The organism is Rubritalea squalenifaciens DSM 18772, assembly GCF_900141815.1.
GTDB lineage: Bacteria > Verrucomicrobiota > Verrucomicrobiia > Verrucomicrobiales > Akkermansiaceae > Rubritalea > Rubritalea squalenifaciens.
In genome coordinates this window covers 116,398-139,828 of record NZ_FQYR01000003.1, presented here as the reverse complement: position 1 = coordinate 139,828, position 23,431 = coordinate 116,398, and the positions used below count along the sequence as shown (strand labels likewise).

18 protein-coding genes are annotated in these 23,431 nt (G+C 51.6%); 13 read left to right on the top strand and 5 right to left on the bottom strand.

Translation table 11 applies throughout. The features are described from left to right. Positions 1-74 precede the first annotated feature (74 nt). The 4 genes from BUB27_RS06010 to BUB27_RS05995 form a co-directional block, all read right to left on the bottom strand. Complete coding sequence (locus BUB27_RS06010; RefSeq protein ID WP_143158670.1) at positions 75-1,655, bottom strand: c-type cytochrome domain-containing protein; 1,581 nt, start codon at positions 1,653-1,655, stop codon at positions 75-77. Between the two features lie 156 nt (positions 1,656-1,811). Then, on the bottom strand, positions 1,812-4,181 hold the full coding sequence (locus BUB27_RS06005; protein ID WP_143158669.1) for a glycoside hydrolase family 88 protein: 2,370 nt from the start codon (positions 4,179-4,181) through the stop codon (positions 1,812-1,814). 71 nt (positions 4,182-4,252) lie between these two features. After that, positions 4,253-4,597 carry an acyl-CoA thioesterase gene (locus tag BUB27_RS06000; RefSeq protein ID WP_143158668.1) on the bottom strand — a complete coding sequence of 115 codons (345 nt, stop codon included), beginning with the start codon at positions 4,595-4,597 and terminating at the stop codon, positions 4,253-4,255. Between the two features lie 5 nt (positions 4,598-4,602). Then, the gene (locus BUB27_RS05995) at positions 4,603-5,052 is read right to left on the bottom strand and encodes a Jag family protein (protein ID WP_143158667.1); all 450 of its coding nucleotides are present in this window, start codon (positions 5,050-5,052) and stop codon (positions 4,603-4,605) included. Between the two features lie 350 nt (positions 5,053-5,402). Between BUB27_RS05995 and BUB27_RS05990 the strand changes: the two genes are divergently transcribed. The 3 genes from BUB27_RS05990 to BUB27_RS05980 all read left to right on the top strand — a co-directional run bounded on the left by BUB27_RS05990 (position 5,403) and on the right by BUB27_RS05980 (position 8,530). Beyond that, entirely contained in the window at positions 5,403-5,936 is a 534-nt protein-coding gene (locus BUB27_RS05990) for a flavoprotein (protein ID WP_143158666.1), read from the top strand. Between the two features lie 28 nt (positions 5,937-5,964). Then, positions 5,965-6,600, top strand: coding sequence for a phosphopantothenoylcysteine decarboxylase domain-containing protein (locus tag BUB27_RS05985; protein WP_143158665.1), 636 nt, complete (start codon positions 5,965-5,967; stop codon positions 6,598-6,600). A gap of 109 nt (positions 6,601-6,709) precedes the next feature. Continuing rightward, positions 6,710-8,530: a heavy metal translocating P-type ATPase gene (locus BUB27_RS05980; protein WP_425500471.1), complete on the top strand. Its 1,821-nt coding sequence runs from the start codon at positions 6,710-6,712 to the stop codon at positions 8,528-8,530. Between the two features lie 18 nt (positions 8,531-8,548). Here BUB27_RS05980 and BUB27_RS05975 read toward each other — a convergent pair whose 3' ends face one another. Continuing rightward, complete coding sequence (locus BUB27_RS05975; protein ID WP_143158663.1) at positions 8,549-8,950, bottom strand: hypothetical protein; 402 nt, start codon at positions 8,948-8,950, stop codon at positions 8,549-8,551. A gap of 311 nt (positions 8,951-9,261) precedes the next feature. Here BUB27_RS05975 and BUB27_RS05970 point away from each other — a divergent pair, with 311 nt between their 5' ends. The 10 genes from BUB27_RS05970 to BUB27_RS05920 all read left to right on the top strand — a co-directional run bounded on the left by BUB27_RS05970 (position 9,262) and on the right by BUB27_RS05920 (position 23,406). Further along, on the top strand, positions 9,262-9,828 hold the full coding sequence (locus BUB27_RS05970; protein WP_143158662.1) for a restriction endonuclease subunit S: 567 nt from the start codon (positions 9,262-9,264) through the stop codon (positions 9,826-9,828). A gap of 25 nt (positions 9,829-9,853) precedes the next feature. Further along, positions 9,854-11,386 (top strand): type I restriction-modification system subunit M, encoded by a 1,533-nt coding sequence (locus tag BUB27_RS05965; RefSeq protein ID WP_143158661.1) that lies wholly within the window; start codon positions 9,854-9,856, stop codon positions 11,384-11,386. Positions 11,387-11,440: 54 nt separating this feature from the next. Then, on the top strand, positions 11,441-12,496 hold the full coding sequence (locus tag BUB27_RS05960; protein ID WP_143158660.1) for a virulence RhuM family protein: 1,056 nt from the start codon (positions 11,441-11,443) through the stop codon (positions 12,494-12,496). Beyond that, on the top strand, positions 12,493-13,737 hold the full coding sequence (locus BUB27_RS05955; RefSeq protein WP_143158659.1) for a restriction endonuclease subunit S: 1,245 nt from the start codon (positions 12,493-12,495) through the stop codon (positions 13,735-13,737). Before BUB27_RS05960 ends, BUB27_RS05955 begins: the two co-directional genes overlap by 4 nt. Before the next feature lie 88 nt (positions 13,738-13,825). Further along, on the top strand, positions 13,826-15,136 hold the full coding sequence (locus BUB27_RS05950) for a Fic family protein (protein ID WP_143158658.1): 1,311 nt from the start codon (positions 13,826-13,828) through the stop codon (positions 15,134-15,136). Positions 15,137-15,154: 18 nt separating this feature from the next. Beyond that, positions 15,155-18,346, top strand: a complete 3,192-nt coding sequence (locus BUB27_RS05945) for a type I restriction endonuclease subunit R (RefSeq protein WP_143158657.1) — start codon at positions 15,155-15,157, stop codon at positions 18,344-18,346. Further along, a complete protein-coding gene (locus BUB27_RS05940; RefSeq protein WP_143158656.1) occupies positions 18,339-19,088 on the top strand; it encodes a M48 family metallopeptidase in 750 nt (249 codons plus the stop codon). The genes BUB27_RS05945 and BUB27_RS05940 overlap by 8 nt, the downstream gene beginning before the upstream one ends. A 435-nt stretch (positions 19,089-19,523) precedes the next feature. Further along, entirely contained in the window at positions 19,524-20,786 is a 1,263-nt protein-coding gene (locus tag BUB27_RS05930; RefSeq protein WP_143158655.1) for a tyrosine-type recombinase/integrase, read from the top strand. Between the two features lie 355 nt (positions 20,787-21,141). After that, positions 21,142-21,369, top strand: coding sequence for a hypothetical protein (locus BUB27_RS05925; RefSeq protein ID WP_143158654.1), 228 nt, complete (start codon positions 21,142-21,144; stop codon positions 21,367-21,369). A 120-nt stretch (positions 21,370-21,489) separates the two neighbouring features. After that, a complete protein-coding gene (locus tag BUB27_RS05920) occupies positions 21,490-23,406 on the top strand; it encodes an AAA family ATPase (protein ID WP_143158653.1) in 1,917 nt (638 codons plus the stop codon). The last annotated feature ends 25 nt before the right edge of the window (positions 23,407-23,431 follow it).

Sequence of the window (23,431 nt, the reverse complement as noted above, 5' to 3'; positions counted from 1 at the left end):
GGGACGATAAACAAAAAGGCCGCGCATCACTGCACGGCCTTTTCATTAGATCTGTTTTACACTTGAAGCTGAACTTACTCCTTACCGGTGATTCCGAGAATCACTTCAGGCTCAATCCCCCCTTCAGGGTTCTTAGAAAATGCCTCTCGCAGGGATTTCTCCAGCTCCTTGGCAGCGGCTTCACTCACTTTAGTATTCCAGAGGTAAACCTTCTTGAGACCTGTGTGACCATGAAGCACTTTGATACCCTTGTCAGTAACTGGCGTACCATAGAGGTTGAGCACCTCGAGATTCTTGAGCTTGGCTAGCTGAGGTAGGACAGCATCCGTGATACCAGTCTCATTCAGCTTAAGGACTTTCAGCTTGGTGAATTGATCAATCTTGGACAAGCCTTTGTCAGTCACCATAGAGGCCCCCAGATCCAGCTCAGCAATCTCGCTAGCAACGGAGTTGATAATCTCCATGTTATCATCATTGAAAGTCTTGCGGTAGCTGACGACAGAGAAACTGAGATCCGTACCTTCCTGGGAAATGTACTTCAGGGAACCTGGATACTTGTGGTTCACCTTCTCAAGCCCCTTAGCCAAGCGCTCACGAGTCGCCGCGAGCTCCTTCTCTTTCTTGAGTCTTGCTTCCTCTTGGGCCTTCTCCATGGCAGCAATCTCCTCAGGTGTCATCAGACTCTCCAGAGCCTTGGCAATCTCAGGAGTCACCTCCACCTCACTACGCTTCGCCTTCTCAGGCGCACCCATGGCTACCCACCATTCCAGGATCTGAATCTCCTCTTTGGTGAGCTGGGTCTTTCCTTCTGGTGGCATGTGCAGATCATCTTCCATCGGAAGATGGAGGAATGAAATCATAGCACTCTTCTTCAAGTCACCAGGCTCAAGACAAACCTCATCATTGCCACCGTCAAGAAGAGCAGCATAGCTGTCCATTCTCAGGCCGCCCTTTTGCTTGTTCTCACCATGGCAGGAAATGCACTTCGCATCGAGAATCGGGTGAATGATGTGTGTATAGACTACAGGGTCAGCAAGCTCTTCCTGAGAAGGCTTGTCTTCTTCCTCCTTATTCCAAGGAGCTTTGTCCATGGGATCACCGTGAGTCATTTCACCACCGTGGTGACCGGCACTCATCATCATCACGCCAGTAGCCCCGAGAGCCATGTAGTAGGCAGGTCTCCAGAGTCCGCCACTGCCCTTCACGTCAGTGGTGTAGCGAAGCAAGAAGCTGCCAATCAATAGAACCGTAAAGATGATACCGTCACGCTTGTGGCTTTCGACAAGCTCACCACTGAACTCACCCGTCAAATAGAGGCAGTAACCGAAGAGTACCGCAAACAAACCAGTCACGGAGGCAAAGAACAGACCGAGCGTTGTATTCGGCTTATAACGCCCGCGACTAGCCAACCCGGCTGCTTCCATCAAAAAGACCAGCATCAGCGCACCAATCGGAAGGTGCAGGAAAAGTGGGTGAAATTCACCGAAAAAGGCAACCCATTGCCCGATCACCGTCTGGGCTTTCTCACTAGCCATTCCCACCTCGCCAATCGTGGGCATGATGGATGTCAGGATGATGGCTATCACCCCGGCTATGAGAACCGGAAGATAGAACTTCTTTTGCAGTGAGCGGAAACAGTATGGTTCTTTTGACATGATTGCTTACTTTACTTGCATCGAAGCAGAAAACTTACACGCGTCCATGCAAAAATTTTTGCCACAACTAGTATGACACGCTATGGCAAAAGCCCGCAAGGACGAATCCTCACGGGCTTTACTTACTTACCTAGAAAAGCTTGGCTTCATCGTCCACTAGTAGAGGACCTTGATTGGCTTGAAAATCGTCTCATGAGCTTGTCGTAAAATTTCATCCTGAAAGTCGCGATAATGAGGTATATCGCATTGATCCCAAGCAGCTCCCGCCTGCCAAGAGACTGGCTTAGACAGGTCTTCAGCTACCGCAAAGAGTGTGTGCCCATCACGCTTGAATACCTCCTTGGTCCCCCTTTGGGGTTCCCCCTTGGCAACGAAATCCTCTAAATCCTCTTTAAAATCAAATTCCCTACGGAACAGCCCACCTTCCGGGAACACCAGAGCCAGGCCTATGTGTCCAGATTGATCCTCTGGCTTGCCCAGCATCTCCCAGCCTCCGACAGCATGGCTGGTCTGAAATACTTGCTGCTCATACTCAAACAGCGGCTCATGCTCATTATTCTCCTTGCTGTGGAAATGGATACCAGTCACCGGGCGCACACCCTCTGCATCCCCTGTCGTCTGGAAGCTGGAATGCACATCAAAAAAGTAACTGCCAGCATCCATGCTAATGACTCTCTCCTCCGCTACTTGAGCAGCCCCGACTTCAATCGGCCGGTAGCTTAGCTTGAATCTCAAACGCAGCGGTCCGAGATCCATCACCTCCCACTTGGCGTATTCCGGGCTGAATGAGAGTTTCCCCTCTTTGTCCAGATAGCCAGTGCCACCCAGCCCAAGCGATTGACCCACTTTATAGGCATCCATGCCCTCCCCATGATCCTCATGGTAAAACTCGGGCCCCTTGGCATACCACTTGTCTACCACAGGATAGCGCACTTTCTTGGTCCAGACATCGAGACCTCCTGTGGCATTTTCAGCAGCCAAGGCCGGACCGTAAGCCCTGAAAGCCATGCGGTCATTCTCCCAGGCGAAGTCATCCTTCCGCTCTGGCACGAAGCGGGCCTGCAAACGTGATGGGAACTGGGCTACCTTCTTGCCCTCAGCAAGAGCCATTACTTCGAGCTTTCTCTTCTCTTTCGGGCGCAGGCTCACCTGCACCAGCAGATGATCTATCTTACCATCCTTGTCCTCATCCCATGCATGCGTTGGCAGAAACATCCCGGTCACCCCGTCACGCACGGCGGCATTCTCGATCGTCAGGCCAGGCAGGGATTTCGCCACATGATTCCAGTCTAGCTCAATAACTTCATTCAGCCTATTCAGCTTACCCGGATTTACCACACTCAGTTCAGACTTCTTGGCGCCCTCCATCGTGACCATCTTATGCAGCTCATGCCCTGCAAGAAGGAAACTGGCAGTGCCATAGACATCCGTCTCATCAGCCGAGACTTGCTGCGGATCCTTGCCAATCGCCTGCACGAAGCCCAGCTTGCCATTCTCATGGACGTTATGGACCAGCCTATTCCAGCCTTTCATCGCCACAGGCAAATAGACCTCGCGTTCTAACAGACCATTATTGATCCCCCAGAGCATCCCATACACATAGAAACCCGTTCCACTGCTCTCTGGAGCTGAGTAGGTCTCTGGATCCAGCAGTGCCGCATGCCAGGTACCGTCTTCCTGCTGAATCTCTTTGAGACGGCCAGCCATATCCTGAAACAACTGCTCGTACTTCGCCCGGCTAGGATAATCCGCAGGCATGTACTTGAGTAAGTTGCACAGTCCCCCGAATACCCAGCCGTTTCCTCTCGCCCAGAAGACAAGCTCACCATTCTTTTCCTTCCTCGTCAGGTAGCGCTGATCTCTTGCGTACAGCTTCTCATCCTTGTTGTAGAGATAATCCGTGGTCTTCCACCACAGCTCATCCATGGTATCAAGAAAGCGCTTCTCACCAGTCGCGGCGTACATCATCGCCAAGGTAGGTGGTGACATGTAAAGGGAGTCACACCAGGCCCACTCACGTAGGTGCACCTTGCTGGTCCAGTCAAGAGACTCATCATGAGGTCTCTCCACGAAATGCTCCAGTACCTCATAGCTGGGCTGCAAGTACTTGGGCATCTCATCGCGCAAATAAAGGGAGAGATACAGCTGCCCTACCACATGGTCATCCCCAAACGCTTCTCGCTCTCCCAACTTGTACTGGCACTTCTTGGCGACATCACGCAGGTATTCATACCATTCTTCACTTCCCATGGTGTGTGCATGCGCCACATAACCTGTATACATCACCCCCATGGTCCAGTCGGTCGGCAAGTAGTCATGCAGACGTGTCGGCTTGGGCTGGTTCGCTAGCTGCCAGCGTGCGACCGCTTCAGTCACCTTCTCAATCGCATCCAGTCTCGCCTCCGAGGAAAAGGTCCCTGTCTCAGCCAATAACGGGCTGCCCAGAAGAGCACCCAATACCAATAAACCGCACTTTGCCAGCTTGATCATGAGCACGATCATTTCCACAGAAATCGCCTTGGTCAACTCAGATCGGCAACTATCCTGTCATACAGAAATTTCAGCCGATTTTCTTATCCTGTAATAGGAAGCGAGCTTTAAAGCGGTCTCTTATTCCCGGACTCATCCACGTTCACGAAGGTCACATTCGTCGTGAATATGGGCATATCAGGCGACTCGTGGCTGGAGTAGATAGTCACACTGTAGGTGATCGAGGTAGTCCCCTTTCTCACCTGTTCACTGACAATCGTGAGTATCGCCCCATTCTTCACAGAATGCCGGAACTCCACCTTGTCCATGCCGATGGTCACGAACCGGCACTTGGGATAATCCTGATTGGCAGCGATATAGCTGGCCTCATCAGCCCAGCTTAACAGCCGTCCACCAAATAGGAAGCCATAGGGATTCAGGTCTTCAGTAAATACCAGACGATGAGTTTCCATGGCACCTAGGCAGGTTTGATCTCGATTCTCTTGAAACGGGAATCACCTTTAGGAGAAACTGTACTTACGCCCTCTACATCCATCAGAGCATTGTGAACGATTCGGCGATAGTATGCATTAAGAGGGCGAGTTCTGATCGATCTGCCGTCAGCCCTCACTCTATCAGCAAGCACACGAGCTTTCTCCACGAGCTTCTTCTCCTGCTCATCACGGTAGTGAGCACAATCCACTTTGACTCGTGGGGCATCAGGGAAGTGCTTGTTCAGCACCCGGTTGACTAGATACTGGAGATCTTCCAGGCGGTCTCCATTGCGCCCAATGATCGTTTTATTGTGCTCAGATTTGATCTGAAGACATAGGCCGTCTTCCGTATTCTCTCTCTCAACCTCAATCGAAAAGCCTAACTGACCTAGCATAGTCACGAGTATCTTTTCTGACGCATCTTCCCAATTCATGCACCCAATCTAAAAACTAACAGCCCCAACGTCAAACTAGCATTCGTCCTGCGCCCATTATTCTGCAAAATAAAAAGCTGCCAGAGCCTTTCTCCAGCAGCTTTTTCAAGGGGGACATTGAGTGTAGAGATTTGTTATTTATCGTAGTTGAGTAACAAACAACCGTTTAAAATTGCGCTACACTTATGCTATAGGGGATTTGCTTATGTTTTATTTTTGTGCCGACTAGATCCTATTAATAGCACAATATTAGCAGTCACAACACCAAAAACAACCCATGTTCAAAAAAACACCTCACGGATAAAAAAATGAGCTTCTAAGCTGCTCAACACTGAGGTTAAGATCCAGCCATGGCAACCATCGTCATAGGCATCTCAGGCTCTATTGCCGCTTACAAAGCGGCTGATTTGACATCCCAACTGGTCAAGGAGGGACACGAAGTTCACTGCGTGATGACCCAGGCGGCCACCGAGTTCATTACCCCCCTGACCTTGCAGGTACTCTCACGTAATCCCGTGCTCGTCACCCTGGAGGATGAAAAGCAATCTTGGAAACCGGGTCACATCGATCTAGCAGACCGGGCAGATCTGCTGGTCATCGCTCCTGCCAGCGCGAACACCCTTGGTAACTTTGCCAACGGTCTAGCACCAGATCCACTCTCTAGCATATATTTGGCCACAAAAGCCAAGGTACTCATCGCACCCGCCATGAACGGCAAGATGTGGGATCACCCCGCCACACAGAGGAACGTAGAGATCCTCAAAGGTGATGGCTGTACCTTCCATGGCCCGGACTCCGAGGGCATGCTGGCCTGCGGATACGAGGGCAAGGGCCGCCTGATGCCCGTTGATTCCATCCTTGATGCAATCAGGGCCATCCTCTAACATCAGCAGTACTTTCTCTCCGCTTTTCATGAAAATCTTGATCACCGCCGGCCCTACCCGCGAACCATTGGATCCAGTTCGCTACCTGACTAACCGATCTTCAGGCAAAATGGGTTACGCCATTGCGGATGCCGCTGCGGTGGCAAACCATCACGTCACACTCATCTCAGGTCCTTCTAACGAAGAGGTCCCAGATGGGATAGACTACATCCCGGTAGAAACCGCCGAGGAAATGTACCAGGCAGTGCAAAACTACATCGGCAAAATGGACGCCGCCATTTTCGCGGCGGCAGTCTCCGACTATCGCCCTGCATCCATCGCCGAGCAGAAAATCAAAAAAACAGAGGACACTCTCACGCTGAAGCTCATCAAGAATCCGGACATCCTGGGCTCAGCTCGTTCGAAATTTTCTTATCAGGGCGTTCTCGTCGGTTTTGCCGCAGAGACTGAAAACGTAGAATCCAATGCCCGCGCGAAACTCATGCGCAAGCAATGTGACCTCGTGATCGCGAATGACGTGTCTCGCAAGGACATCGGTTTTGACTCCAACGAGAACGAACTACTTCTCGTGTACCCTCAGACAACAGAATCCATCCCGAAAGCTGACAAGCACCACCTGGCGCATATCATCATCGAGAAAGTAACCGATCTACAACCCAAGTAAGTTCCCACTCTCTTGATACAAACCCCACCCCGCTATTCCAGCCCCGCCCCAAGACAAGGCTCCTGAGATTTCCCTGCCGCAGAAACTCTGGCAAAGGAAGTCCACCATCATTGTTGCCTTGGCCATAGCAGGTATCGCCCTTCACCTGATCTTTAAATTTGCCACCACCCTACCAGAGTCCAGCGTACTCGCCCCGCTCTATGCAGTGATCGTGATCGGCGGCATTCCCTTGATTCTCGAGTTACTGGTGAAAGCTCTCAAAGGGGAATTCGGCTCAGACCTGCTAGGTGGGATATCCATCATCACTTCGATCTTTCTCGGCGAGTATCTGGCGGGCTCCATCATTGTCCTCATGCTCTCCGGTGGAGAAGCCCTGGAGAGCTATGCTCTGCGCAGCGCCTCTTCTGTGCTTGAGGCTCTCGCCAAGCGCATGCCGTCCAAGGCTCACCGGAAGGTGGGAAATAAGATTCACGAGGCAAATCTAGAAGACATCCAGATCGGCGACCTGCTGGTCATCTATCCCCACGAAATATGCCCGGCAGACGGCACTGTCACCGAAGGCCACGGAGTCATGGATGAGTCCTACCTAACAGGAGAACCCTTCCTCATCACCAAAACTATCGGTTCAGACGTGATTTCAGGTGCGGTAAATGGAGAATCCGCCCTCACCATCAAAGCCACCAAAATCCCAGCCGATTCACGCTACGCAAAAATCATGGAGGTAATACGTGCCTCTGAGGAAAAACGCCCACACATCAGAAGACTGGGCGACAAGCTGGGCGCCCTCTATACCCCGGTCGCCCTCACCATTGCACTTCTGGCCTGGTTCATCAGCGGAGAATCCCTGCGCTTTCTCTCAGTCCTCGTCATCGCCACGCCCTGCCCACTGCTGATAGGGATACCGATCGCCGTCATTGGATCCATTTCCCTCTGCGCTCGCAGATCCATCATCGTAAAGAAAACCACGGCACTGGAGCAAATAAGCTCCTGCCAGACTGCTATCTTCGATAAAACTGGCACACTCACCTATGGGGAACCTACCCTAACTGAGCTACTCCCCTCACCTTCCTTTGACCATGACAGGATCCTAGCATTGGTCGCTGGCTTGGAAACCTATTCCAAGCACCCGTTAGCTCACGCCGTTTTGCAAGCTGCCAATGAGCACTCACTGGCCATCCCTGAGGTCAAAGAACTTAGCGAGCAACCCGGCAAAGGCCTGCGCGGCACCATCGACGGCCATCAGATACTCATCTCTAGCAGAAACAAGATAGCCCAGCAGGCCCAATTCTCCGGCCTAGAAAACATCCCGCCTATCAGCAGCGGACTGGAGTGCATCGTCGCCATCGATAACCAATACGCCGCCACCCTCAGGTTCCATGATGCACCACGGGCTGACTCGGAACCCTTTATCAGCCACCTGGGCTCCAAGCACCAGTTCAAGCGCCTCATGATCGTCTCGGGCGACCGGAATTCCGAGGTCAGCTACCTCGCCAAGCAGGTTGGCATCACTGAAGTACACGCCCAGCAAAGCCCGGAGGAGAAACTCGATATCGTGACCCGGCTCACCTCCGAAGCCAAAACACTCTATGTTGGCGACGGCATCAATGATGCTCCAGCCATGATGGCCGCCACGGTAGGTATCGCCATAGGTCAAAACAGTGAAGTCACTACCGAAGCCGCCAGCGTCGTCATCATGGACAACTCGCTTACCCGTGTGGATGAGTTCATGCACATCAGCCGACGGATGCGTACCATCGCGCTCCAGAGCGCCGTCGGCGGCATGGCTCTCAGCCTCATCGGCATGGCCTTTGCGGCAGCCGGCTGCCTCAGCCCGGTACAGGGCGCCATCATCCAGGAAGTCATCGATGTCCTTGCGATTCTCAATGCCCTGCGCGCAGCAGTCCCGCCAAAAGTCATCCACGATCTCTAAAAACCCTTTTTCAGACCATTACCTGGGCTGAACGAAATGCGCGGTGTATTTGGAGAACACTCCGTACAGCACCTCTTTGTCTTCATTCCCCACATCAAGTCCATGGACATGGAGATTCTGGTAAACGTAGAACTTGTCCCTGCCAAAATCCACCACCGAGAGACCGGCGGCATTCGGCTTATCCGTCCTCTCCACAGTGGCCACATCTCCATTCTGGTGCTGTGTACCCGCCAAGACCAGACGCACCACCCTGGCATCCTGATGATCCAGCGTGAATCGTGAGTCCGGACTTCCCCGCTCCACACCATCCACCTTCACCGTCACCTCATGTACTGGCAGGGTAGCCACATCCACCGGCTCACTTGTACTTGAACAAGCAACCAACAACAGCGGCATAGCCATGACCATGATGCACTTCATAAGCCAGTAAAACACTCATCTAGAATCCTCTAGAAGGAGAGATAGTATAACCCATTCCTACTTCCGGGTCAATACCACCTGAAACGCATAGATACGATCCGAATGCAGGTACAGAAAAGAACACGATTTAAATCCTCAGCCAACACTGCGCGAGACATCATCTTCTACACCCTCAAGCTCTTTGCAGAGGCTCTGGGCACCAGTCCCAGCGAGCTGCTGAAAGAGGCCGGAATGTGTAATAAATTAATCACGAATGCATTTCATGCAACTTTGGCTTGTACTGAGCTAAATTTTATGCATGATTCGTATTCGTGAGTCAAACACTGCAACAAGTCTGCACGATCCAAAGCGGGATCACTCTGCGCAAGGACAGCTGCGAGCCGTCCGAAGACGGGCATACCCACCTTCTGAGTGTGGCCGACATGGATTTTATCCATCTCACTCCTTCCACAAGATTCCCGCAACGTTTCACCACCAAGATCGACCGCTACGTAGCGCAACCGAACGATGTCCTGTTCTCAGTCAGGGGCACCCACCTCAAAGCCTCCGTCATGCCGGAGCACCCGGAGACCTTCGTCGCCCCCTCCCACCTTTGCATCCTGACTCCGAATGACCGGGAGAAACTACTTCCTGAGTATCTCGCCATTTACCTACTCTCGGAACCATCTCAACGCTACTTCCATGAAAAGCGCCGAGGCAGCGCTGTCCCCTTGATCACCAAGAAATCACTGGGGGAGCTCCCCATTTCCCTCCCTTCACTGGAGACACAAGCCAGGCTGATCAGACTCCACCAGCTACTCGAAACCGAGAAAGACCTTCAAAACCGCATTCACCAGCTCCACGAACTCCAGGTGCAGCAGTGCTTCAACAAACTTTAATCACCACCCAAAAAGATTCATCGCCATGAGCATTAGACAAGAAGACATCAACCGCGCGGCGTGGGCCGCCTGCGACACTTTCCGTGGAGTCGTCGACCCTTCCGAGTACAAGAACTACATTCTCGTTACACTCTTCCTCAAGTACATGTCCGATGTCTGGAAGGAGCACCGCGAAGCCTTCATGAAGGAATTCAACGGAGACGAAACCCGCGTCAACCGACGCCTCTCCAGGGAGCGTTTCATCCTGCCCCACGTGGAGCTGAAGGATGAAGAAGGCAAGATCCTCGATTCCTTCACTGCAGATTTCTACGCCCTCTATGATCGCCGCAATGCTTCTAACATCGGCGAACTCATCAACATCGTGCTCGACCACATCGAGGAAGAGAACAAGGGCAAGCTCAACGGCGTCTTCCGCAATATCGACTTCAACTCCGAATCCGCCCTCGGCCAGACCAAGGACCGCAACCGCCGCCTGAAGAACCTGCTAGAAGACTTCGCTAAGCCTGAGCTGGACCTCTCCCCTAGCAGAGTGAAATCGGAAGACATCATCGGCAACACCTACCAATACCTGATCAAGCGCTTTGCCGGAGACTCAGGCAAGAAAGGTGGAGAGTTCTACACCCCGGAGGAAGTATCCATCCTCCTCGCCCGTCTGGTAGATCCACAGCCAGGTGCAACCATCTGCGATCCAGCATGCGGATCCTGCTCCCTCCTCATCAAGGCAGGCGAGCAAGTGGGCGACCGCAACTTCGCCCTCTTCGGCCAGGAGAGCAACGGCTCCACATGGGCGCTCGGTCGCATGAACTGCTTCCTTCACGGCATGGATGGCGCCCAGATCGAATGGGGCGACACGATCAACAACCCGAAACTCCTCCACGAAGAACGCTTACGTAAGTTCGATATCGTCGTGGCAAACCCACCCTTCTCTCTGGATAAATGGGGAGCGGAAGATGCGGCTACCGATTCCTTCCAGCGCTTCCACAGGGGCGTTCCACCCAAGTCCAAAGCCGACTACGCCTTCATCTCCCACATGATCGAGACCACAGTCGAAGGCACGGGTAAGGTAGGAGTCATCGTACCCCACGGCGTTCTCTTCCGTGGTGCCGGTGAAGGAAAGATCAGGCAGCGGCTGATCGAGGAAAACATGCTGGAAGCTGTGATCGGCCTACCAGCGAACCTCTTCTACGGCACCGGGATTCCTGCAGCCATCCTCATCTTCAACAAGGGCAAGGAGCACACCGACACGCTCTTCATTGATGCCTCCAAGGAGTTCACCAAGGGCACCAATCAGAACCGTCTCGATCCAGGGCACCTCGACCGCATCGTCTCAACTTTCAAGGACTTCAAGACCGTCGAGAAGTACGCCTACCGCGCCACGGTGGACGAACTGAGGGAAAACGACTTCAACCTCAATATCCCCCGCTACGTCGACACCTTCGAAGAAGAGGAAGACATCAACATCGCTGAGGTGCAGAAGGAAATCGACGCACTGGAAACCAAGCTCTCCAATGTCCGGGAAGAAATGGCCCAGCACCTCAAAGAACTCAACTTAGCCTAATCCCCAGATCATACCCGCCTCCCCCGGAAACGATCATCCACCCAATTAGATTTGATGACTGAACAACCTGACAACAACCTCCCTGATTCTGGAAAATCAGTCGGCGAATTCATCCTCTACACCACAGAGGATGGACGAAGCCGCGTAGAGTGCCGATTTGAAGACGAGACCATCTGGCTATCACAGGCCCTGATGGGAGAACTCTTTGATCGATCCAAAAAAACCATCAGCGAGCACCTGACCAACCTCTTTACGGAGGGTGAGCTTGCCCCGGATTCAGTTGTCCGGAATTTCCGGACAACTGCCGCCGACGGCAAAACCTACGATACTCTACACTACAACCTCGAGGCGATTCTGGCCGTTGGTTTCCGGGTGAAATCACCACGGGGCACCCAGTTCCGTAAATGGGCGAATACCCGCCTGCAGGAATACCTCGTGAAGGGCTTCACCATGGACGACGATAGGCTGAAGAACCCACCCGTCGAGGGCTCCGGCATCCCGGACTACTTTGACGAGCTTCTAGAGCGCATCCGTGACATCCGCTCCAGCGAGAGGCGCGTCTATCTTCGCGTCAGGGAGATCTTCGCCCTCGCGGCGGACTACACACCGTCCACCAAGGAAACCAATGTCTTCTTCAAGACGATCCAGAACAAGCTCCACTTCGCCTCCACAGGCCTCACCGCCGCCGAGATCATCCTCGGCAGGGCAGATGCCAGCCAGCCGAACATGGGCCTCACCACTTGGAAGAATGCCCCGGATGGGCGCATCAACAAATCCGATGTGGCGACCGCCAAAAACTACCTCAGCGAAGAGGAAATCAACGGTCTCAACCGCATCGTCACCATGTGGCTGGACTACGCTGAGGATCAGGCCAAACGCCGCAAGCAAGTCTTTCTCAAAAACTGGCTGGAAAAACTCGACGGCTTCCTCGAGTTCAACGAGCGCAATGTGCTCCAATCCCCCGGCAAGCGCAGCCACACCCAGGCCAAGAACCATGCCGAAGCCCAGTACGAGATCTACGCCGAACAACGCCGTCGACTACTAGAAGCCGAAGCAGAACGAGCCTCTATCAAGGCTCTTGAAAACAGAGAGAAAGGAGGTTCTAAATGAAAGTAATAACACTAACTGAGAAACTTCTTACCAGACACCACAATACACTCCCTGCTGGCTGGCAATCTAAAAAACTTGGAGACGTTACCTCTATCAAAAGAGGAAAATTTTCTCATAGGCCAAGAAATGACCCTAAGTTTTTCGGAGGAGAGACTCCATTTATCCAAACTGGCGACATCGTCTCTGGAAATGGAAAAGTAACTCATCACAGCCAAAGCCTCAATGATCTGGGTGTATCAGTAAGTAAGGTCTTTCCTGCAGGAACGATCATGATGGCTATTGCTGCCAACATTGGGGATTGCGCTATCCTTCAATATGACTGCGCGTGCACGGATAGCGTAGTGGGAATTACGCCAAGGGCTAATCATGATGCTAATTTCTTTAATTATTATCTCAACGACAGAAAAGCAGTCTTTCGTTACATAGCACCTGAAGGAGCGCAAAAGAACATTAACGTAGAATTTCTAGATAGTTTACCAATCGTAACCCCCCCAATCCCCGAGCAGCGGAAGATTGCTGAGATCCTCGGCACTTGGGATAGGGCCATCGAGACCCAAGACAAGCTCGTCAAGGCCCTCACCCGCCGCAAGCAAGCCCTCGCCCAACAACTCCTCACAGGAAAAACCAGACTGCCAGAGTTTGAAGGCAAATGGCAAACTATTAGGATAAATCAAGCTCTTAGAAGAGTATTCCGCCCTATTGACTGGAGCCCAACTATCGAGCTGACACTTGTCAGTCTAAGACGCCGATGCGGAGGAGTTTTTCTTCGCCCCCCTCTTCTAGGTTCTGAATACAAAACCAAGGATCTACATGAAATTTGTGCTGGCGACTTTCTAGTATCAAAACGTCAAGTGGCTCATGGAGCCCTCGCACTTGTGACCCCCGAACATGCTGGAGGTCATGTTTCCAAGGAATATGCAATATTCGAAAACCAAGCCCCAAACCTTCTCCACATGCCATTCTTTGCGAGATTGGCTCAAACCCCCAGACTAATTCATAGAGCCAGAGTTGCCAGCACTGGCGTACATATCGAGAAGCTAATCTTCGATCCCAAAGTTTATTTAAAAGAAAAAATACAAATTCCCAAGACAGTAGAAGAGCAACAAGCCATCGCCAAGGTCCTCACCGCCGCCGACCAGGAAATCACCCTCCAATCCCAATACCTAGACCAACTCCGCCAACAAAAACGCGGCCTCATGCAACAACTCCTAACAGGAAAAACCCGAGTAACCGTATCATGACGATAAGCCTCCCCCAGAAATCACTGCATGTGAACATACAAAAAAATCAGACGCATGCCGAGACTCTCAACCAAATTTCACCTATAACATGAAAACCTCCGACCTTACTGACAAACTCGCCGAACTTCAGACCCTTGAGATGAGTCCTGCCGACGAGAAGCGACTCTGGAAAAAATTTCAGCTCGAATGGAATTACCACTCGAACCACATTGAAGGCAATACTCTAACCTACGGAGAGACCGAGCTTCTTTTCAATCACGACAAGGTGACAGGCACACATAGTCTCCGGGACATCGAGGAAATGAAAGCGCACGATGTCGCCATCGGCCAACTAAGAACCCTCGCTACAGATGAGCGGCCAATCACTGAAAGCGATATTCGGCAGCTGAACGCAACCTTGCTCAAGGAACCTTTTTATAAGGACGCGATGACTGCAGATGGCAAACCCACAAAGAAACGCATTGATCCTGGAGAATATAAGACCACACCGAACAACGTCATCCAAAAGGACGGCAGTATCTTTGAATTTGCACCTCCAGCAGAAGTACCGGAAAAAATCCATGAACTAATCACATGGATTCGCGAGGAGCTGGAGAACCCTCAATTTCACCCAATCGAGGCAGCAGCTCTCGCCCACCACCGTTTCGTCCTCATCCACCCCTTCGATGACGGAAATGGACGTACAGCGAGGCTCCTGATGAACTACATACTACTTCGCTCAGGATACCCACCAGTCATCGTTAAAACTGAGACAAAACCTGAATACCTCGCCGCCCTTCAGCTCGCCGACGCCGGAGAACCTGCCCGGCTTATCGAGTTTCTGGCCAAAGAACTGGACTGGTCTCTCGACGTATCCATTAAGGCTGCCAAAGGAGCAAGCATCGCAGACGAAGACGATCTAGACAAGGAAATCGCCATCTTCGTCAAAAACCAAACCGACACAGCAAAAGACGTCGTCCCCCGCAGTAAAGAAGCTATCGAAACACTGGCTGAAACCAGTCTGATCCCATTTTTAAATCTCCTGACTGACAAGCTGGAGAAATTTTCTCCTATCTTTGTTAGTACTATGATCACCTCTAACCCGCCCACTCCTGGAGAAAATGGAGATCTTGAAAAAGCAATGCGCTATTGGATCAGCCAAGGAGCTAAAAATAATTTTACCGTGATCATGCGTATGAATGGTTTTAAAGGAGAAGCTCCAACTCCCTTTGACTTACAGCATCAATTAATCTTCAACTTCACTCAGTTCGAATACAGTATACATCACCAAAACTCTGTAATGGACACACGACTCTATTCCGAGCCCCTGCTTCAGGAAGAAATTCGTGACATGGCATCGAAAATTCAAGCCTCGATCTTTGAAGAGATTAAAAAGAGATCCGGTCAAGCCTCCCGATAACATAGCCTGCAACATTCGATGACCCCATCCTTCCTCGAGAACCACATCTCCCAGATCCCGGCACTCCAGTTGCTGGTGAAGATGGGGTATCGCTATCTGCCACCAGCAGAGGCTCTTCGATTACGCGGAGGCAAGCTATCGAACGTCTTATTGGATGAGGTGCTTGAGACTCAGCTTCGGAAGATCAATACGATCAACTACAAAGGGAAAATCTATCAGTTTTCCGAAGATAACATCCAAAAGGCCATACGCTTGCTGAGAGACTATCCTAGGGACGTAGGACTCGTGCAGCAAAGTGAATGGCTCTATAACCTGCTCAACCTAGGAGAGAGCTTTAAAGAGAATCTGGACGGTAACCTCACCAGCCCGCAACTGCAGTTCATCGACTGGAATAACCCACAGAACAACGTCTTTCATGTCACTGACGAGTTCAGTGTGAGCTGCGAGAATACGGCAAGCTTGAAAGGTGCGCAGACACGGCGTCCTGACATCGTACTCTTCGTCAATGGCATCCCGCTGGTCGTCATTGAATGCAAGAGGCCAGACGACAAGGACTGGGCGCGTAAGGCCATCGACAAGCAGTTCCTGCGCAACCAGAAGCCCGGAGAGATCCCTTCCCTGTTTGCCTATAGCCAACTGCTGTTAGCCATCAACAAGAACGAGGCTCGCTACGCCACGACCAAGACCCCTTATTCCTTCTGGGCCAAGTGGCGAGAAAAGAGCATGCCCGAGGTGGATATTGATCAGCTGGTGAACCGCCCGATGGAGACTGCGGATAAGCAGCAGCTCTTCGCCAGTAACTACGCCTACACTCGGAAGTACTTTGACCAGCTCGAAGCCGAAGGAGACCGACTCCCCACCAGCCAGGACAATACTCTAATCTCACTCTGCTCCCCAGAGCGCCTGCTGGACATCATCCGTGGCTACATCATCTTTGATGCCGGTGTTAAAAAGATTGCCCGCTATCAGCAGTATTTCGCCGTCAAAAAGATTCTCCAGAGAGTGCAAGACAGAGATAACGGCAGTCAACGCCGCCAGGGTGGTGTGATCTGGCATACCCAGGGATCAGGCAAGTCACTGACCATGGTGATGACCGCCAAGAATCTGGCTATGATGCCAGGCCTACTGAACTCCCGCGTAGTGCTAGTGACAGATCGAGTGGATCTTGACGAGCAGATCAAGAAAACCTTCAAGCATTGCGGACTTGAGCCAGTCCAGGCGAAAACAGGCAAGCACCTGCTAGAGCTAATCGACTCTGACACACCAGTGATCACCTCACTGATCAACAAGTTCGCCGCTGCCATCAAGAAAACCGATTTCAAGAACGAGGACGACAACATCTTCGTGCTCGTGGATGAAGGCCACCGCAGCCAGTACGGGGAGGCGAACATCGCGATGCAGCGCATTCTTCCCAACGCTTGCTATCTCGGCTTCACGGGTACGCCTCTGATGAAGCAGGACAAAAATACAGCCCAGCGCTTCGGAGGGCTGATCGACTCCTACACCATCAATGAAGCTGTCGAAGACAAGGCTGTGGTGCGCCTGCTCTATGAAAGCCGCTTGGCAGAGCAAGATGTGAATACCACCGCTATCGACAAGTGGTTCAACGTCGTTTCCGAAGGGCTTGAGGAAAAGCAAAAGGCGGACCTGAAACGAAAATTCTCCTCAACCGGTCAGCTCAACAAGGTGAGAGGCACGATCAAGGAGATCGCCCTCGATATCAGCCAGCACTACAAAAAGAACTGGAGCGGCACCCCATACAAGGCCCAGCTGACCGCCCCGAGCAAACTTGCGGCACTCCAGTATCATGAGTTTTTACAGGAGCTAGGGCTGGTAAGCTCAGCAGTCCTCATTTCCGGCCCCTCGGAATCTGAGGGCGAAGGAGAAAGCAACTACAAGGCCGGGCAGAAGGAAATCGAAACCTTCTGGGAAGAGATGATGGACCGCTACGGCAATGAGCGGGAATACAACAAACAGCTCATCGCCAAATTCCAGCACTCCCCCCACCCTCAGATCATTATCGTAGTCGACAAACTCCTGACTGGGTTCGACGCACCGAACAATACCGTCCTTTACATCACCAGACCGCTGAAGGAGCACACACTCCTGCAGGCGATTGCCCGAGTGAACCGTATCGCAGACGGCAAGGACTTTGGGTACATCGTGGACTACTATGGCGTACTCAAGCAGCTCAACGAAGCCATGGACCTTTACGGTTCATTTTCCGATTACGATGCGGCTGATATCGAGGGAGCACTGATAGATATATCAGAGGAGCTAAAAGCTCTCCCTCAGCACCACAGCGCCCTGCTGGATATTTTCAAGACACTTCCGAACAAGCAGGACGAGGAAGCCTATGAACAGCACCTTGCAGACGAAGATATCCGAAAGGACTTCTACGATGCTCTGAACCAGTATCATCGCTGCCTTGCCGTGGCGCTCTCCAGCTTCAAGTTCTCGACCGACACCAAGCCCGAACTCATCGACCGCTACAAAGGCGATCTGGCCTTCTATCTCAAACTACGAGCTGCTGTAAAAATCCGCTATGCAGAGGCGATTGATTTCTCGGAATACGAATCCAAGGTGCAGAAGCTCCTCCACGAGCACGTCACCTCTCACGAAGTCATCCAGATTACCGAGCCAGTGGACATCTTCGACACCCAGGCCTTCGAGGAAGAGGTGGACAAGCAAATCACACCTGCAGCCAAAGCCGATACCATTGCACACCGTACCAAAAGGACAATTACCGAGAGAATGGAAGAGGATCCGACCTTCTACCGGAAATTCTCTAAAATCCTCGAGGAAGCCATCGCGGCATTTAGACAGAAAAGAATCTCGGACACAGAATATCTGGCCAAGGTCAAGGATGCCTACAAGCAAGTGCTCCATAAAGGAAAAGACCAGTTACCACCAGACCTGCCCTCCACGGCCTCTGCTGGGCCCATTTTTAATACGATCCAGGACACTCTGAACGGAGCCGAGCTGGAGACCGATAAGCTAGTGTCGGCAGTCACGGAAATCGATGAACGCCTGATAGCATTGGCCATCGTCAATTTCACCAACAACCCGGACATCCAGAAGGCGATGTTCAATGTGGTGGACGACGTGCTCTACCAACTCAATGACGATAATGGCCTCGATCTAACGACGGAGCAAATGGACCGTGTCTGCCATGAATGTGTCACGATCATGAAATCCCACCATGCCTGAAGCGGATACATTATATATCAAAGAGTTCACACCTGCCCCGCTGCAGGTGAGCTTAGTGCGCTCCAAGAGAAAGACTCTGGCCATTTCAGTTTATCCGGATTTGAGCGTCGAAGCCATATCGCCCTTAGCCAGCAGTACTGGCGACATCGTCGAGAAGATTCTGAAAAGGCGTAGATGGATCCTCAGGCAACAGGCCTACTTCAAGAAGCTTCAATCTCTGGCGGAGCCACAACTTAGCCTCAATGGAGCCGAGACATTCTACTTGGGCAAGCAATACCGGATAAAGATCTATCCATGCGACCAAGACCGCCATGCCAGCCTACAAGGTCGATACCTGCAGGTGCCAGTACCAGATGCCAAGGAACACGAAATCGCTCGGATAAGAATCACCGAGTGGTACCGCACCAGGGCCAAAGACTATCTAAGCAAGCGCTTTGAGAAAGTGCTCAGCAATCACCAGCACCTCAAATTACCTGAGGTACACCTACGTGTCACCTTGATGAAAACAAGGTGGGGCAGCTGCACTGCGAGTGGCACCATTACTCTCAACCCGTTGCTGGTATTGGCTGCATCAGATTTGATCGACTATGTCATCGTGCATGAACTCTGCCACCTGAAGCACCCAAACCACAGCAAGTCATTCTATCAGCTCATGGACAAGATCCAACCCGACTGGAAAGAGAGAAAGGCGAAACTAGACAGCTTCGGAGCCAAGCTTAAGAGCTACCCCAGCCCATTCTGACAGTCTCATCGGCCCTATTCTAGAGCAGTTATAGAGCCCGAATTGAGTTTGCTTCACGAGAGTGAACAGGCCTTTTGCCCCATTATCAGCATCCCAAAACCGAACGCGCCTACGCGCGTGAGGGAATCTTCTGACAGAATAGCGGGTTAAAATCCCATGTTTATAGGGGGGCAATAGAAACGCCAAAAACCTGCATTTTGGTGCATTTCAGACCAGATTGGGCCACTTGCCAACCAAGCAAGACGGGCAAAGAAAAACGCTGCAACCCTTAGAGTTACAGCGTTTTAAATTGGTTACGGGAGTAGGATTTGAACCTACGACCTTCAGGTTATGAGCCTGACATCATAAACACAACTTAAAGGGATCACAGAACTTCATGTAGTTATTCATGCAATGAATGCTTGTAAATGGTGTAAAATGCAATAGCCTGCAAGCATGAGCGAAGCCTCCAAAATAACCCTTAAGAAACGTCCTTATCAATACCAAGCGGCCAACGGTAAGTACTACACCACCTTTATCGTTCAGGGCTGGAAAGAGAACGGCAAGTGGCAGCGCAAACAGTTTAAGAGCGAGAAAGACGCCGACGTATTCATCGCCGACAAGACACTTGAATTGAACAACGACCAAGCCGCCAAGCGATCACGTCAAACCACGCTAACAGAAGAGCAGCTCGACGAAGCCGAGAAGGCATTCAAAGCTCTAGGCTCAACATATAACCTCTCCGAGGTCGTATCCTTCTTTCTAGACAACCACCGCCCGCCAGAGTTCGCCCTCCCCTTGACTGAAGCCATTGAAATCTATCTCGAAGACCAAGCCGAGACACTGCGCCCGCGTACGCTCATCCAGAAGCGCAGTTCCCTTAAACTCTTCTATGAACACGTAGGTGATGTTCCTGTGCACGAATGCACCCAGCAAAAAGTTCTTAGCTTCCTTAAAGCTCTCAGAGCTAAAGACGGCATCTCTAAGGCCTCCCGTAAGACATGGAACAACTACCGAAACGACTTGAACCACTTTTTCGCATGGTCAGGAGAAAAGGACATGAGCACTAATCGCCCGTGGCTATTCGTAAATCCCGTTGAGGGCGTCCGCATCTTTACAGCCAAGCAGGTAGCGGAACAGCGCAAACCCATTGCTACAACCGATCCTAAGCAGGTAGCCGCCTTGTTCACCCACCTGATGGAAGATTGCCCCGAACTCGTGAAATACTATGCCCTAGCCTATTTTGCAGGTATCCGCCCATCTGGAGAAATGAAAGCCCTCGATCAGTACGCCGAGGAAGATGGCTTAATCGACCTGAAAACCAGAACGATCAATATCACCGCCAAGATCTCGAAAACCAAGGAAGAGCGCAAAGTCCACATTTCAGAGAACCTTGCCCAGTGGCTTACTGCTTTTGCCGAGTACCCTATCATTCCAAAAAATTTCGACAGGATGAACAAAGCCGTAAGAGCCAAGTTCAAACTCCAGCACGACGAAACCAGACACAGCTTCATATCATACCATGTGGCCGTACACCGCTCAGCAGGTGACGCAGCATTACAAGCGGGCAATTCAGAGAGTATCGTGAAGAAGCACTATCTCAGGCACAGTCCCGCAGAAGACGGCAATGAATTCTTCTCACTAATTCCATGTTCAAAAACCAACTCGGCCATTCAGTCAAATCTGCGTCTAGACAACTTTAGGTACAGAGCTATCTAAAAAAATGCGGTCTATCGCCTACTCATCCATCAAAGGTACAACTTGCTAACTCACAATCCTTTAAAAATAATGCAGATTTTGCATAGTCAACTAAATATAAGCCAGTTACAAATATAAATGTTGACTGATTTTGCTTTTACATGCAACCTCAAGCATCCGTTGAGAGATGTGATGTATTCGTCAGCATCTCGCACACTTCAAAACCGAACAGTTAGAAGTTTGTTGCAACATCCGCAGGCTTGAAAGGTCATCAAGTTGGTTACACGCCAGCCAAAAGTGCTGAGGTCCAGTATCTCTTAAGACACTCTAGGGTAAGTGCACTGTTCACTACATCATTCCGTAGAGCACTTACAAAATGAACAATGACCAAAATTATAATCAATCACATGAGCCTGTATTGCTAGGCATCAACGCCTGTATCGAAGCCGTTTTCCCTGACAAGGAAGGCCGCCCTTGTCGCCGTACTTTTGACGAGTGGCGCTCTCGTGGCTTCATCCCACAAATCACAGTGGGTAGGCGCGTCTTCCTAGACCCTCAAGCAGTCCGCAAAGCTCTTATCAAACGCTTTGGTTCAAATGCCTAACAACCGAAAACGCGCTTGCCCGTGAAGGCGAACGCGCTTTTTGGTTAGTCTCAATATAACCGTAGCGTAGTACATTCACCCTCAACAGGCAAGAGGCGTTTTCACATCTATTTACCTAAAGTGAAAACGAATAATAATCTATCAGAATTCAAAGTCACCCGCTTTCCGTCCGCGAATAACAGGACGCCTAAAACGTACACGCTAGCCGACTCCATTCATGAGATTCGCACCTCTGAACCTTTGGAGAGAAAAACCCGGAAAGTCCGCAATAAGAGCCTTTCAGATGACGAACGCAAAACTCTCAAGAAAAAGGCAATGCCAGCTATTACGCCCGCCGTTCACCTCAACAAAAAAGGTGATATCGTTGCGTACACAGGCATCATCTGCTTGGACGTAGACGGAAAGGACAACCCAGACCTAACAGTCGAAGAGATCAAAGCGAAGGTACGCAGCATGCCTCAGTGTTGCGGAAGTTTCCGCTCTGTGGGTGGTGAAGGTGTTGCGGTGCTTTTTTATTGCCCTGAGGTAAACTCAGACCGCAACCATAGGGCAGCCCACGGCACAGCAGAAGCTCTCTTGCAAGAGGTTGGAATCGTCACAGACAAAAGCTGCACCAGTGAGCCCACGCGACTTAGGTTTCTCGCCCACGACCCTGATGCTTGGATTGACCAGTCTCTCCCCGCATTAAAGATTGACCCAACCTTGGCAACAGAAGCCCCACAGCAGGATTCACAGCCCGCAGCAGCCCTGCTCTCCATCACGCATCCACCAGAGTACCCGCTGAGTGTAGGCAATGAGGCACTTCAAGCGATCTCCGAAGCAACAGCAGGAGGTACACAGTTAGACTACCCTGTCTGGCTCGTCATCACATCCGGCATGCTTAATTCCTACGGGGAACAAGGACGGGAGCTACTTCACGAGCACCTTCCTGAACAAAGCCCAGGAGAATACACGGATAAGGCAAGACATCGCACCGAGCAGCACAGCTTCGGCACTGTGCTTTATTACGCTCGCACCCTTGCCAACTACACCCCAGACCCCAGTAGGAAGCTGAAGCCCCGGGCGACACTTCCTCAACCTGTGACTTATGCCGAAATGCTTAGGTCACAGCCCGAGCACGCGGAGGACGTAATCGAGAATGTCGCGGCAAGAGGTGAAAAGCTAATGCTTTCCGGTGGGAGCAAGGCTGGTAAAACGTGGGCTATGCTTCAGTTGGCAATCGCCGTCGCCGAGGGCGGCTTTTGGTTCAACTTCCGCTGCAAAAAGGGAAAAGTGCTGATCGTAAATATGGAGATTAGCGACTGGCGCATGCGTGACCGTTGCCGGATCTCCAAGGCAACGTCACCTAACATCGACTTCCTGAACCTTGCTGGCCACCGTCTCAACTGGAAAGACCTCTCCACCCACATTCAAGGTCTTGGCGACTACGACCTCATTATTCTAGACCCCATCTACAGGATGCTTGGTGACGTCGACGAGAACTCTAACGGTCAGGTAGCAGACATGCTCCTCAATATCTCCGAGATCGCACGCACGACTAACGCCTTGGTTGCCTTTGCCCATCACTTCTCGAAAGGCTCAAAGGCGAACACCGCGCAGATCGACAGGGCTTCAGGTGCGGGAGCGTGGGCTCGCGACCCAGACGCACTTCTTACGCTCACGGAGCACAAGACCGAGCGCCACTACACCCTAGAATCAACACTGCGCCATTACCCAAAGCCCGACAGCACAGTCTGGCGTTTCGACTTCCCCGCCTTCGTCCAAGTAGACGAAGATCCCAGCGACCTCAAAGGCGCTAGCGGAGCTCCAAAGAAAGCGACCACAGAAGACATTCTGCGCATTATGGAAGAGCACGGCGAAATGAAACTCTCAGACTTCAGCAAAGAGCTTCAGAGCGCATTAGGTATCAGTAAGTCTACCGCATACAGGGCGGTCACTTCAGCCACAGAAACAGGACACATTGAAGAATCCGAAGACGGGCTTCTGAAGATCGCCGAAAGGTTGGATGACGTCCCGCCTAAAGACAACGTCTCATAATCACCCCTCATGCAACGAGATTTTG